This is a genomic window from Streptococcus sp. M143, assembly GCF_000162495.1.
GTDB classification, from domain to species: domain Bacteria; phylum Bacillota; class Bacilli; order Lactobacillales; family Streptococcaceae; genus Streptococcus; species Streptococcus dentisani.
In genome coordinates, this window is the sequence record NZ_GG730097.1 from 309128 (window position 1) to 322575 (window position 13448).

Below are 13448 nucleotides of genomic sequence, written 5' to 3' on the forward strand. Positions count from 1 at the left end.
ATCATGAATTTAGAAGAATTGAAAAAACGGCAGGAGAAAATCCGGAACTTTTCTATTATCGCCCATATTGACCACGGGAAGTCAACCTTGGCAGACCGTATTTTGGAGGCGACTGAGACCGTTTCTAGTCGTGAAATGCAAGCCCAGCTTCTGGATAGTATGGACCTAGAACGAGAGCGCGGAATTACCATCAAACTCAATGCTATTGAGCTGAATTACACTGCTAAAGATGGTGAGACCTATATTTTCCACTTGATCGACACACCTGGGCACGTGGACTTTACCTATGAAGTGTCGCGTTCTCTAGCAGCCTGTGAAGGGGCGATTTTGGTAGTCGATGCCGCACAAGGAATTGAGGCTCAAACTCTTGCCAACGTTTATCTAGCCTTGGACAATGATTTGGAAATTCTTCCAGTTATTAATAAGATTGACCTACCAGCAGCCGATCCTGAGCGAGTTCGTACAGAGATTGAGGATGTCATTGGACTGGATGCCAGTGAAGCAGTCTTAGCTTCTGCCAAAGCTGGTATTGGTATCGAAGAGATTCTTGAGCAAATCGTGGAAAAAGTGCCAGCCCCAACTGGTGATGTGACGGCGCCACTCAAGGCCTTGATTTTCGACTCTGTTTACGATGCTTACCGTGGGGTTATCCTACAAGTTCGTGTCATGGATGGAGTTGTTAAACCAGGTGATAAGATTCAGCTCATGAGCAATGGCAAGACATTTGACGTTACTGAGGTTGGAATTTTCACTCCAAAAGCAGTAGGGCGCGATTTCCTAGCGACAGGTGACGTTGGTTATATTGCAGCTTCTATCAAGACGGTTCAAGATACTCGTGTCGGAGATACAGTGACCCTAGCAAGCAATCCTGCCGCAAAACCGCTAGATGGCTACAAGCAGATGAACCCTATGGTCTTTGCAGGTCTTTACCCAATTGAGTCAAACAAGTACAATGACCTTCGTGAAGCTCTTGAAAAACTGCAGCTCAACGATGCTAGCTTGCAGTTTGAACCAGAAACATCTCAGGCTCTTGGATTTGGTTTCCGTTGTGGTTTCCTTGGGCTTCTCCATATGGATGTTATCCAAGAGCGTTTAGAACGTGAGTTCAATATCGACCTCATCATGACAGCTCCGTCTGTTATTTATAAGGTTAATTTGACCGACGGTGAGTCTATGGATGTGTCTAACCCATCTGAGTTCCCAGACCCAACCAAGATTGCGACCATTGAAGAACCTTATGTCAAGGCTCAGATTATGGTACCACAGGAGTTTGTTGGAGCAGTGATGGAACTGGCTCAGCGCAAGCGTGGGGATTTTGTGACCATGGACTATATTGATGACAATCGTGTCAATGTTATCTATCAAATTCCGCTTGCTGAAATCGTCTTTGACTTCTTTGATAAGCTTAAGTCTTCAACGCGTGGTTATGCAAGCTTTGACTACGAATTGTCAGAGTACCGCCCATCTAAGCTGGTCAAAATGGATATCCTTCTCAATGGGGACAAGGTGGACGCCCTCAGCTTTATCGTTCACAAGGATTTTGCCTACGAACGTGGGAAACTCATCGTGGATAAGCTCAAGAAAATCATCCCTCGTCAACAATTTGAGGTGCCGATTCAAGCAGCTATTGGGCACAAGATCGTGGCCCGTACTGATATCAAGGCCCTTCGTAAGAACGTACTTGCCAAATGTTACGGTGGTGACGTTTCTCGTAAACGCAAACTGCTTGAAAAACAAAAAGCTGGTAAGAAACGCATGAAAGCTATCGGATCAGTAGAAGTCCCACAAGAAGCCTTCCTCAGCGTCTTAAGCATGGATGAAGAATAGAAATATAAAATAAAACTCTTGAAGATTTTTCAAGAGTTTTTTGACTTTTGATAGACTCTAGCTGGTCAAATACGAAAGCTGAATAAATGAAAAAAGAAGATCAACTGGTCTTCTTTTTGCTATTTTTACGAATAGATAGATGAGTAGAAAAAGAAATGGAGTTGTATATGAAGATAACAAACTATGAGATTTACAAATTGAGAAAAGCAGGGCTGACCAATCAACAAATTTTAACTGTCCTTGAATATGACGAGACTGTAGATCAAGAACTTTTATTAGGAGATATTGCAGAAATCTCTGGTTGCAGAAATCCCGCTGTCTTTATGGAACGCTATTTCCAGATAGATGATGCACAGTTGGAGAAAGAGTTCCAAAAATTTCCATCCTTCTCGATTCTTGATGACTGTTATCCTTGGGATCTGAGTGAGATTTATGATGCTCCAGCGCTCTTGTTTTATAAGGGAAATCTAGACTTGCTGAAGTTTCCAAAGGTTGCTGTTGTAGGGAGCCGTTCATGTTCTAGTCAGGGAGCAAAGTCGGTTCAGAGAGTCATTCAAGGTTTGGAAAACGAGTTAATCGTGGTCAGTGGTTTGGCTAAAGGGATTGATACGGCTGCCCACATGGCTGCACTCCAGAATGGTGGAAAAACGATTGCTGTGATTGGAACAGGATTGGATGTGTTTTATCCTAAAGCCAATAAACGCTTGCAGGAGTATATTGGCAATGACCATCTGGTTCTCAGTGAATATGGACCTGGCGAGCAACCTCTGAAATTTCATTTTCCAGCTCGAAATCGTATCATTGCAGGACTTTGCCGTGGAGTTATTGTAGCAGAGGCAAGAATGCGTTCAGGGAGTCTCATCACCTGTGAGCGAGCTATGGAGGAAGGTCGCGATGTCTTTGCTATTCCAGGGAACATTCTTGATGGCCATTCAGATGGTTGCCACCACTTGATCCAAGAGGGGGCAAAACTGATTTCCAGCGGTCAAGATGTGCTGGCTGAGTTTGAATTTTAAGGAGAAATTTGTTCACACAGATAAACTTTTCTTCTATATATAGAAGTTAAGTCTTGACAGCTATAGAAAAATGGTTTACACTTTATAAAGTTTATTACTTTGAAAAGGTGTGATAGTGTGGCTACGGCAACAAAGAAGAAAAAATCAACAGTTAAAAAAAATCTAGTCATCGTAGAGTCGCCTGCCAAGGCGAAAACAATTGAGAAATATCTAGGAAGAAATTATAAGGTTCTAGCTAGTGTCGGACATATTCGTGATTTGAAAAAATCTAGTATGTCAGTTGACATTGAAAATAACTATGAACCGCAGTATATCAATATCCGTGGAAAAGGCCCTCTCATTAATGACTTGAAAAAAGAAGCCAAAAAAGCTAATAAAGTCTTTCTGGCGAGTGACCCGGACCGTGAGGGAGAAGCGATTTCTTGGCATTTGGCCCACATTCTCAACTTGGATGAGAATGATGCCAATCGTGTAGTCTTTAATGAAATCACCAAAGACGCAGTAAAAAATGCCTTTAAAGAGCCTCGCAAGATTGACATGGACTTGGTCGACGCCCAACAAGCTCGTCGTGTCTTGGACCGCTTGGTAGGGTATTCGATTTCACCAATTTTGTGGAAAAAGGTCAAGAAGGGCTTATCAGCAGGACGCGTGCAGTCGGTTGCCCTCAAGCTTATCATTGACCGTGAAAATGAAATCAATGCCTTTCAACCTGAAGAATACTGGACAATTGATGGTGTCTTTAAGAAGGGAACCAAGCAATTTCAGGCTTCATTCTATGGTATGAATGGCAAAAAGATGAAATTGACCACCAATGAAGAAGTCAAAGAAGTCTTGTCCCATCTAACGAGCAAAGATTTCACAGTAGACCAGGTAGATAAGAAAGAACGCAAACGCAATGCGCCCCTACCTTATACGACTTCAACCATGCAGATGGATGCTGCTAACAAAATCAATTTCCGTACTCGAAAGACTATGATGGTGGCCCAGCAGCTTTATGAAGGGATCAATATCGGATCGGGTGTGCAAGGTTTGATTACCTATATGCGTACAGACTCGACTCGTATCAGTCCTGTGGCTCAGAACGAAGCGGCAAGCTATATTAACGACCGTTTTGGTAGCAAGTATTCCAAGCATGGTAGCAAGGTCAAGAATGCCTCAGGTGCTCAAGATGCCCACGAAGCCATTCGTCCATCTAGTGTCTTTAACACACCAGAAAGCATCGCTAAGTACTTGGACAAAGACCAGCTCAAACTTTATACCCTTATCTGGAACCGTTTTGTGGCTAGCCAGATGACAGGCGCTATCTTTGATACCATGGCTGTCAAACTCTCTCAAAATGGGGTTCAGTTTGCTGCAAATGGAAGTCAAGTGAAGTTTGATGGGTATCTTGCTATCTACAATGACTCTGACAAGAACAAGATGTTGCCAGATATGGCAGTAGGAGATGTGGTCAAGCAGGTCAATAGCAAGCCAGAACAACATTTCACTCAACCGCCAGCTCGCTATTCGGAAGCGACCCTTATCAAGACCTTGGAAGAAAATGGAGTTGGACGTCCGTCAACCTACGCTCCGACAATTGAAACCATCCAAAAACGCTACTACGTTCGTCTGGCAGCCAAGCGCTTTGAACCGACAGAACTGGGAGAAATTGTCAATAAACTCATTGTTGAATACTTCCCTGACATCGTCAATGTGACCTTCACAGCTGAGATGGAAGGAAAACTGGATGATGTCGAAGTTGGTAAAGAGCAGTGGCAACGTGTCATTGATGCCTTTTACAAACCATTCTCTAAAGAAGTGGCCAAGGCTGAATCCGAAATGGAAAAAATCCAGATTAAGGATGAGCCAGCTGGATTTGACTGTGAAGTTTGTGGCAGTCCAATGGTGATTAAGCTCGGTCGTTTTGGTAAATTCTATGCTTGTAGTAATTTCCCAGACTGCCGTCACACACAAGCGATTGTCAAAGAGATTGGTGTCGAGTGTCCAAGCTGCCATCAAGGACAAATCATCGAACGCAAAACCAAGCGCAATCGTATCTTCTATGGTTGCAACCGTTACCCAGAATGCGAATTTACTTCCTGGGACAAACCAATTGGACGTGATTGTCCGAAATGCGGACACTTCCTTGTGGAGAAAAAAGTTCGTGGTGGTGGCAAGCAGGTTGTATGTAGTAATGGTGACTACGAAGAGGAGAAGATTAAATAAAATGAAGAGTCCTGAAAATGAATTTCAGGCTCTTTTTAGTTTAAGCTTGACAAATTTCCTCATTTTGTGGGAAACTAGTAGAAGATTATTTTATTAGGAGAAGACATGCGCTTTATTTATCTTAGTTTTGGTTTTATTTCTTTGGCTCTAGCTCTTGTAGGTGTTGTCCTGCCGCTCTTACCAACAACTCCCTTTCTTTTGCTGTCTATCGCTTGCTTTTCAAAATCTTCTAAGCGTTTTGAAGACTGGCTTTATCATACAAAGCTTTATCAGACCTATGTAGCTGACTTTCGGGAAACCAAGTCAATAGCGCGTGAACGTAAGAAAAAAATCATTGTATCTATCTATATCTTGATGGGAATTTCTATTTATTTTGCCCCTCTTTTGCCTGTTAAAATCGGTTTGGGAGCCTTGACTGTCTTTATCACCTACTATCTCTTTAAAGTAATTCCTGATAAGGATTAGTTTTTGAAATTTGATATTTCCTTTGATAAAAATGAAAGTATATTCAAATAATATGATATAATAAATTCAAAGAAAACATCAAGGAGAATCAAATGATTTACGAATTTTGTGCTGAAAATGTGACCTTGCTTGAGAAAGCGATGCAGGCTGGAGCTCGTCGAATCGAACTTTGTGACAATCTAGCAGTTGGTGGAACAACACCTAGTTATGGAGTGACCAAGGCAGCTGTTGAACTGGCAGCTAACTACGATACGACCATTATGACCATGATTCGTCCCCGTGGTGGCGACTTTGTCTATAATGATCTTGAAATAGCGATTATGTTAGAAGACATTCATTTGACTGCGCAGGCTGGAAGTCAAGGGGTTGTATTTGGTGCTTTAACTGCTGATAAAAAATTGGATAAGGCTAATCTTGAGAAGCTGATTGCCGCATCTAAAGGAATGGAAATTGTCTTTCACATGGCCTTTGATGAATTGAGTGATGAAGACCAGTTGGAAGCCATTGACTGGCTCAGCCAAGCTGGTGTCACTCGTATCTTGACTCGTGCGGGTGTGTCTGGAGACTCGCTAGACAAACGTTTTGCCCATTATCACAGAATTTTGGGACATGCAGCTGATAAAATTGAAATTCTACCAGGTGGGGGGATTGACCTTGACAACCGTCAAACCTTTATCGACCAGCTGGGTGTGACACAATTGCATGGAACTAAGGTTGTCTTTTAAAAAATAGAAAGGAACTGCTAGCTTTTGGTAGCAGTTTTCACTTATGTTTGAAATTTTTAAATCTTACCAGTTTAATAAAGAAAAAGCTCATGCCTATGGTTTTGTAGAAAATGGGGAAGTTTGGACCTATAGTTGCCAGATTTTGCAGGGTGACTTTTACATGGCAGTCTCTATCACTCCTGATAATGTGAGCTTTCAGGTTTTTGATCAGGAAACGGGTGACCTCTATCCCCAAGTACATATGGAAAGTATGCGGGGAAGTTTTGTCGGTAGTGTCCGTGAGGCTTGTTTGGAGATTCTCTACCAGATTCGGAAGGCTTGCTTTGATGTGCAGGATTTTATCTGTCCTCAGACTAAGCGTATCATGGATCAGGTTCAGGAAAAATATGGTAATCAATTGGGGTATCTGTGGGAAAAATCACCTGATACAGCTGTATTGCGCCATGAGGGCAATCAAAAGTGGTATGCAGTTTTAATGAGAATTCCATGGGATAAGCTAGATAAGGGGAGAGAAGGGCTAGTCGAAGCAGTCAATCTCAAACACGACAAAGTAGCTGACTTGCTTTCACAAAAGGGTATTTATCCAGCTTTTCATATGAACAAACGCTACTGGCTTAGTCTGGCGCTTGATGATAGTTTGCAAGATGAAGAAGTGATAGAACTCATCGAAAGAAGTTGGGAATTGACTATGAAAAAATAAGGAAATTCGCTTGAGTTTTCAAATACTTTCAATTAGCAAAATATTCTTTACTGAAGAAATTTTCAGAAAATATTGGATTTTTTCTTGACAAGAGATTTTTCCTATGCTAAAATACTTAACAAGATATCAAACAAAGGAGTAAGTCAAACATGAAAACAGCTAAGTTTAATCAATTTGCTTTGTTGTTGAGGTACTCGGGCTAGTGCAGAAGCATTAGTCCTGTTTGGCTTACCAAGCGGGAGTAAATCAACATCTCGCTTGGGTTTCTGAGCGAGATGTTTTTTCTATACTGAAATTTTGAAGGGGGAATTTTCATGCGTAAAGTTGAGTTTCTAGACACCAGTCTCCGTGATGGTGAGCAGACACCAGGTGTTAATTTTTCAATCAAGGAAAAGGTTGCCATCGCAAGACAGCTGGAGAAATGGGGCATTTCAGCCATCGAAGCTGGTTTTCCGGCAGCGAGTCCAGATTCATTTTTGGCAGTTCAGGAAATTGCTAAAGTCTTGAAAAAAACTGCTGTGACTGGTTTGGCCCGCTCTGTCAAGTCTGATATTGATGCTTGTTACGAAGCCCTCAAGGACGCCAAGTATCCACAGGTTCATGTTTTTATCGCTACCAGTCCGATTCACCGCAAGTATAAGCTAAATAAGAGCAAGGAAGAGATTTTAGAAGCTATTAAGGAGCATGTTTCTTACGCACGTTCTAGGTTTGAAATCGTCGAATTCTCTCCTGAAGATGCAACTAGAACAGAGTTGGATTTCCTCTTACAAGTCGTTCAAACAGCAGTAGATGCAGGTGCGTCTTATATCAATATCCCTGACACTGTTGGATTCACGACGCCAGAAGAGTACGGAGCTATTTTCAAATACTTGATTGAAAATGTCAAGACGGATCGTCAGATTATCTATTCACCTCACTGTCATGATGACCTCGGAATGGCAGTGGCTAACAGCCTTTCTGCTGTCAAGAATGGTGCAGGACGTGTCGAAGGAACTATCAATGGTATTGGGGAGCGAGCTGGAAATGCTGCTTTGGAAGAAATAGCAGTGGCTCTCAATATTCGCCAAGATTACTACCAAGCAGAAACAAGTATTGTCCTAAATGAAACCATTAATACGTCAGAAATGGTTTCTCGCTTCTCTGGTATTCCAGTCCCTAAAAACAAGGCTGTGGTTGGTGGGAATGCCTTTTCTCACGAATCTGGCATTCACCAAGATGGAGTTCTTAAAAATCCTCTCACTTATGAGATCATCACACCTGAATTGGTTGGTGTTAAGAGTAATAGTCTTCCGCTTGGAAAATTGTCAGGTCGCCATGCCTTTGTCGAGAAACTAAGAGAATTGGCCCTAGATTTTACAGAAGAGGATATCAAACCACTCTTTGCTAAGTTCAAGGCACTAGCGGACAAGAAACAAGAAATCACAGATGCAGATATTCGAGCTCTGGTAGCTGGAACCATGGTTGAAAACCCAGAAGGTTTCCACTTTGACGATTTACAACTTCAAACTCATGCAGATAATGACATTGAAGCTCTCGTTAGTCTAGCCAATATGGATGGTGAAAAAGTCGAATTCAATGCGACAGGACAAGGCTCTGTTGAAGCAATCTTTAACGCTATCGATAAGTTCTTTAACCAATCTGTCCGCTTGGTATCCTATACTATTGATGCTGTAACAGATGGAATTGATGCTCAAGCTCGGGTTTTGGTTACTGTTGAAAACAGAGATACAGAAACCATCTTTAACGCAGCAGGTCTTGATTTCGATGTGTTGAAAGCTTCGGCTATTGCTTATATCAATGCCAATACTTTTGTTCAAAAAGAGAATGCTGGTGAAATGGGGCGCAGCGTCTCCTACCGAGACATGCCTAGTGTGTAAAGGAGAAGGCTATGACAAAGAAAATAGTAGCACTAGCAGGGGATGGAATCGGTCCAGAAATCATGGAAGCTGGTTTAACGGTTCTGGAAGCTCTAGCTTCAAAAACAGGTTTTGACTATGTGATAGACAGGCGCCCCTTTGGAGGTGCAGGTATTGATGCTGCGGGGCATCCTTTACCTGATGAAACCCTCAAGGCATGTAGAGAAGCAGATGCCATTCTCCTAGCGGCTATCGGTAGTCCTCAGTATGATGGAGCATCGGTTCGGCCTGAACAAGGCTTGCTGGCTCTTCGTAAGGAACTCAATCTCTATGCCAATATTCGCCCTGTTAAGATTTTTGATAGTCTCAAGCATTTGTCACCTCTCAAACCGGAACGAATTGCTGGTGTAGACTTTGTCGTGGTGCGTGAGTTGACAGGTGGGATTTACTTTGGGGATCATATCCTTGAAGAGCGCAAAGCGCGTGATATCAACGACTACAGCTATGAGGAAGTAGAGCGGATCATTCGCAAGGCCTTTGAAATTGCAAGAAATCGCAGAAAAATCGTTACTAGTATCGATAAGCAAAATGTTCTAGCAACATCAAAACTCTGGCGCAGAGTAGCTGAGGAAGTCGCGCAGGATTTCCCAGATGTGACCTTGGAACACCAGTTGGTGGACTCAGCTGCCATGCTTATGATTACCAATCCTGCCAAGTTTGATGTTATCGTGACGGAGAATCTTTTCGGAGATATCTTATCTGATGAATCAAGCGTTTTATCAGGCACGCTTGGAGTCATGCCATCAGCTAGTCATTCTGAAAATGGACCAAGTCTCTATGAGCCCATTCACGGTTCAGCTCCTGATATTGCAGGTCAAGGAATTGCCAATCCTATCTCCATGATTTTGTCAGTTGCCCTGATGTTGAGAGATAGTTTCGGACGTTATGAGGATGCAGAGCGTATCGAGCGTGCTGTTGAAGCTAGTTTAGCGGCTGGTGTTTTAACAAGAGATATTGGAGGACAGGCTTCGACCAAGGAAATGACAGAAGCCATCATTGAAAGATTATGAAGATAAATGAAGGAATCACGCTTGCCCTCTTGATTTGGAATTTGCTGATTTTCTTGATTTATGGCATTGACAAATCCAAGGCAAGAAGAGGTGCTTGGCGCGTACCAGAGAAAATCTTACTCATTTTAGCCGTTACTTGTGGTGGTTTTGGTGCCTGGTTGGCAGGAATCATCTTTCACCACAAGACTAGAAAATGGTATTTTAAAACAGTTTGGTTTCTCGGGATGGTGACCACACTAGTGGCCTTATATTTTATTTGGAGGTAATGGATGGCAGGAAAATCGATTTTTGATAAATTATGGGACCGCCATGTTATCACAGGAGAAGAAGGGCAACCCCAACTCATGTATGTGGACCAGCACTATATTCATGAGGTGACCAGTCCCCAAGCTTTTCAAGGATTACGAGATGCAGGCCGCAGATTGAGACGACCAGACTTGACATTTGGGACCTTTGACCACAATGTACCAACGGTCAATATATACGATATTCGAGATGTGATTTCTAAGGCCCAAATCGATAAGCTAGCTGAAAATGTTGAGGAATTTGGGATTGAACATGCTGCCCACGGTTCTGAAAAGCAGGGTATTGTTCACATGGTTGGTCCAGAGACAGGACGGACCCAACCAGGAAAATTCATCGTCTGTGGAGACAGCCACACAGCTACTCATGGAGCTTTCGGAGCTATCGCCTTTGGGATTGGGACTAGTGAGGTCGAGCATGTCTTTGCTACCCAGACCCTCTGGCAGGTCAAACCCAAGAAAATGCTAGTAGAATTCACTGGTGTTCCTCAAAAAGGAGTCTACTCTAAGGATTACATTCTTGCCTTGATTGCCAAGTACGGCGTTGCCTGTGGTGTTGGCTATGTGGTTGAATATCGTGGACAAGCGATTGATGCTTTGACCATGGAAGAGAGAATGACCATCTGCAATATGTCCATCGAGTTTGGCTCCAAGATGGGAATCATGAATCCAGATCAGACCACCTATGACTATCTCAAGGGACGGGAATGTGTTCCAGAGGACTTTGAGGAGGCGGTTGCTGACTGGAAGACGCTTGTCAGCGATGATGATGCTGTTTATGATAAGGTTATCCAGATGGATGTCTCAGACTTGGCTCCTATGGTGACTTGGGGAACAAATCCTGCTATGGGCGTTGACTTTGACAGTAGTTTTCCAGAAATTAAGGATATGAATGATGAACGAGCTTATCATTACATGAACTTGGAGCCTGGTCAAAAGCCGGCAGATATTGAGCTAGGCTATATCTTTATTGGTTCATGTACCAATGCTCGACTAAGTGATTTGCAACTGGCTGCTCGATTTGTCAAAGGGAAGAAAATAGCTCCCAATTTAACGGCTATCGTAGTACCTGGTTCTCGTCCTGTCAAACGAGCTGCTGAGAAGTTGGGCTTGGATAAGGTTTTCCTAGACGCTGGCTTTGAGTGGAGAGACCCAGGTTGCTCTATGTGTCTAGGGATGAACCCAGACAAGGTCCCTGATGGTGTCCACTGTGCCTCAACCAGTAACCGCAACTTTGAAGACAGACAGGGATTTGGCGCTAAAACCCATCTCTGCAGTCCAGCAATGGCAGCGGCAGCAGCTATCGCAGGGCGTTTCGTAGATGTTCGACAGATGCCTGAGGCCCAGTAAGGAGAGGATATGGAGAAATTTACAGTTTATACGGGAACGACCGTTCCTCTCATGAATGATAACATCGACACCGACCAAATACTCCCCAAGCAGTTTCTCAAGTTAATTGATAAGAAAGGCTTTGGTAAGTACCTCATGTATGCTTGGCGTTATCTGGACGATAACTATATTGAGGATCCAGACTTTGTTTTTAACCGACCTGAATATCGTAAAGCCAGTATTCTCATCTCAGGGGATAACTTTGGGGCAGGTTCTTCGAGGGAACATGCAGCTTGGGCTCTAGCGGACTACGGTTTTAAGGTCGTGATTGCAGGATCTTTCGGTGACATTCATTACAATAATGAACTCAATAATGGCATGTTGCCCATTGTTCAGCCTAGAGAGGTTAGAGAGAAACTAGCCCAACTTAAACCGACTGATCAGGTAACTGTGGACTTGGAACAGCAAAAAATCATTTCACCAGTTGGAGAATTCTCCTTTGAGATCGACAGCGAGTGGAAACACAAGCTTTTAAATGGTTTGGATGATATCGGTATTACGTTGCAGTATGAAGATTTGATTGCTGCCTATGAAAAACAACGCCCAGCCTATTGGCAGGAATAGGAAAAATAGAAAAGGAAATAGAACTATGACAAAACACATTCAATGGAACGGAACACTTTCACAAGAAGGCTACGACATTTTAAAAGGTGAGGGCGGGTGCATTGTTTGCCCTACAAAAGTTGGTTACATTATCATGACTAGCGATAAGGCAGGTCTTGAACGCAAATTTGAAGCCAAAGAGCGTAACCGTAACAAACCAGGTGTTGTACTTTGTGGTAGCATGGACGAGCTACGCGCTTTAGCACAACTAAATCCAGAAATTGAAGCCTTCTACCAAAAACATTGGGACGAAGACATTCTCCTCGGTTGTATCCTTCCATGGAAACCAGAAGCTTTTGAAAAACTTAAAGCATACGGTGATGGCCGTGAAGAGCTCATGACAGACGTTCGTGGTACTAGCTGTTTTGTCATCAAGTTTGGTAAAGCTGGTGAACAGTTGGCTGCCAAACTTTGGGAAGAAGGTAAAATGGTTTATGCCTCATCTGCAAACCCATCTGGTAAAGGAAACCGTGGTAAGGTAGAAGGAATCGGAGAACGTATCGAAGGAGCAGTGGACCTTGTCATCGAAGCAGACGACTATGTGGCATCCATCCAACCTGACAAAACAATCGAAACTCGCTACGAGCAAGGTGTGATGGTATCTCTGGTCGATAAAGACGGAAAACTCATCCCAGAACAAGGAGGAGACCGTTCAATCTCACCAGCTCCAGTTGTTATCCGTAAAGGGCTTGACATTGATAAAATCATGATGCACCTGTCAGATACCTTTAACTCATGGGACTACCGTCAGGGTGAGTATTATTAAGCTGAGTAGACCCTAAACGCCTATCCTTTCACATGTTTTTATATATAGTGATTTCCGAGAATTAATTAGACATAATGAAAACAATCGTCTAAAAATTTTAAAAATTCAGTATAGAACATGCAAAATCCTAGAAAAAAAGGTAAAATAAAGATAGAAATTGGTAACGGTTACATTTTAAAGTGAGTTTGAGGTAAGGTGGTTTATTAGTGGGATTTATCATTAGGAGATCCTGATTTACATAGATTACCATTTGCTTAATGTAACTCATAATATATAAATACTAAGTGGCATTTGAGTGCTTAAAAGTCCAAGATACTGTTTAAGAGGTTTTACGAGTAGTTTGTCTACTGAAAACGAGCTGATAGAACCTCACCATCATCATATAAATATTAGAATTATCCATTTAACGTCGTTCTTTCGCTTTCTACACTCTCCTTGTTAGCTTGCTGAGAGTTGTAGCTGATGACAGCTAGAATTATACTGTAAGTGGCTCATTTAGACTCCCTTCGCATGTTTTGCTACTT

Annotated in this window: 12 protein-coding genes; all 12 read left to right on the forward strand. The window is 42.6% G+C overall.

Annotated elements, in window-relative coordinates; translation table 11 throughout:
• Nucleotides 1–3 precede the first annotated feature (3 nt).
• Nucleotides 4–1827: a translation elongation factor 4 gene (gene lepA / locus HMPREF0850_RS08200; RefSeq protein ID WP_001047190.1), complete on the forward strand. Its 1824-nt coding sequence runs from the start codon at nucleotides 4–6 to the stop codon at nucleotides 1825–1827.
• A gap of 167 nt (nucleotides 1828–1994) precedes the next feature.
• Nucleotides 1995–2843, forward strand: a complete 849-nt coding sequence (dprA, locus tag HMPREF0850_RS08205; RefSeq protein WP_000705335.1) for a DNA-processing protein DprA — start codon at nucleotides 1995–1997, stop codon at nucleotides 2841–2843.
• A gap of 117 nt (nucleotides 2844–2960) precedes the next feature.
• Complete coding sequence (gene topA / locus HMPREF0850_RS08210) at nucleotides 2961–5048, forward strand: type I DNA topoisomerase (RefSeq protein WP_000179667.1); 2088 nt, start codon at nucleotides 2961–2963, stop codon at nucleotides 5046–5048.
• Nucleotides 5049–5153: 105 nt separating this feature from the next.
• Nucleotides 5154–5513 (forward strand): YbaN family protein, encoded by a 360-nt coding sequence (locus tag HMPREF0850_RS08215; protein ID WP_001211121.1) that lies wholly within the window; start codon nucleotides 5154–5156, stop codon nucleotides 5511–5513.
• 92 nt (nucleotides 5514–5605) lie between these two features.
• Nucleotides 5606–6238 carry a copper homeostasis protein CutC gene (locus HMPREF0850_RS08220; RefSeq protein WP_000638782.1) on the forward strand — a complete coding sequence of 211 codons (633 nt, stop codon included), beginning with the start codon at nucleotides 5606–5608 and terminating at the stop codon, nucleotides 6236–6238.
• Between the two features lie 43 nt (nucleotides 6239–6281).
• Complete coding sequence (locus tag HMPREF0850_RS08225; RefSeq protein WP_000461565.1) at nucleotides 6282–6938, forward strand: MmcQ/YjbR family DNA-binding protein; 657 nt, start codon at nucleotides 6282–6284, stop codon at nucleotides 6936–6938.
• A gap of 314 nt (nucleotides 6939–7252) precedes the next feature.
• Nucleotides 7253–8815: a 2-isopropylmalate synthase gene (locus tag HMPREF0850_RS08230; protein ID WP_001233221.1), complete on the forward strand. Its 1563-nt coding sequence runs from the start codon at nucleotides 7253–7255 to the stop codon at nucleotides 8813–8815.
• Between the two features lie 11 nt (nucleotides 8816–8826).
• Nucleotides 8827–9864 carry a 3-isopropylmalate dehydrogenase gene (leuB, locus tag HMPREF0850_RS08235; RefSeq protein WP_000162531.1) on the forward strand — a complete coding sequence of 346 codons (1038 nt, stop codon included), beginning with the start codon at nucleotides 8827–8829 and terminating at the stop codon, nucleotides 9862–9864.
• A complete protein-coding gene (locus tag HMPREF0850_RS08240) occupies nucleotides 9861–10130 on the forward strand; it encodes a DUF1294 domain-containing protein (RefSeq protein ID WP_000700092.1) in 270 nt (89 codons plus the stop codon). Before leuB ends, HMPREF0850_RS08240 begins: the two co-directional genes overlap by 4 nt.
• A gap of 3 nt (nucleotides 10131–10133) precedes the next feature.
• Nucleotides 10134–11516, forward strand: a complete 1383-nt coding sequence (leuC, locus tag HMPREF0850_RS08245; protein WP_000907575.1) for a 3-isopropylmalate dehydratase large subunit — start codon at nucleotides 10134–10136, stop codon at nucleotides 11514–11516.
• A gap of 9 nt (nucleotides 11517–11525) precedes the next feature.
• Nucleotides 11526–12119, forward strand: a complete 594-nt coding sequence (leuD, locus tag HMPREF0850_RS08250) for a 3-isopropylmalate dehydratase small subunit (protein WP_000410636.1) — start codon at nucleotides 11526–11528, stop codon at nucleotides 12117–12119.
• A 25-nt stretch (nucleotides 12120–12144) separates the two neighbouring features.
• Nucleotides 12145–12924, forward strand: coding sequence for an L-threonylcarbamoyladenylate synthase (locus tag HMPREF0850_RS08255; RefSeq protein WP_000160502.1), 780 nt, complete (start codon nucleotides 12145–12147; stop codon nucleotides 12922–12924).
• The last annotated feature ends 524 nt before the right edge of the window (nucleotides 12925–13448 follow it).

Excerpts from the sequence above, each read along its gene's own strand:
- dprA (WP_000705335.1), top strand. The coding sequence starts at position 1,995 with ATGAAGATAACAAACTATGAGATTTACAAATTGAGAAAAGCAGGGCTG.
- lepA (WP_001047190.1), top strand. The coding sequence starts at position 4 with ATGAATTTAGAAGAATTGAAAAAACGGCAGGAGAAAATCCGGAACTTT.
- HMPREF0850_RS08240 (WP_000700092.1), top strand. The coding sequence starts at position 9,861 with ATGAAGATAAATGAAGGAATCACGCTTGCCCTCTTGATTTGGAATTTG.
- leuC (WP_000907575.1), top strand. The coding sequence starts at position 10,134 with ATGGCAGGAAAATCGATTTTTGATAAATTATGGGACCGCCATGTTATC.
- leuD (WP_000410636.1), top strand. The coding sequence starts at position 11,526 with ATGGAGAAATTTACAGTTTATACGGGAACGACCGTTCCTCTCATGAAT.
- HMPREF0850_RS08225 (WP_000461565.1), top strand. The coding sequence starts at position 6,282 with ATGTTTGAAATTTTTAAATCTTACCAGTTTAATAAAGAAAAAGCTCAT.
- HMPREF0850_RS08230 (WP_001233221.1), top strand. The coding sequence starts at position 7,253 with ATGCGTAAAGTTGAGTTTCTAGACACCAGTCTCCGTGATGGTGAGCAG.
- leuB (WP_000162531.1), top strand. The coding sequence starts at position 8,827 with ATGACAAAGAAAATAGTAGCACTAGCAGGGGATGGAATCGGTCCAGAA.
- HMPREF0850_RS08220 (WP_000638782.1), top strand. The coding sequence starts at position 5,606 with ATGATTTACGAATTTTGTGCTGAAAATGTGACCTTGCTTGAGAAAGCG.
- HMPREF0850_RS08255 (WP_000160502.1), top strand. The coding sequence starts at position 12,145 with ATGACAAAACACATTCAATGGAACGGAACACTTTCACAAGAAGGCTAC.
- HMPREF0850_RS08215 (WP_001211121.1), top strand. The coding sequence starts at position 5,154 with ATGCGCTTTATTTATCTTAGTTTTGGTTTTATTTCTTTGGCTCTAGCT.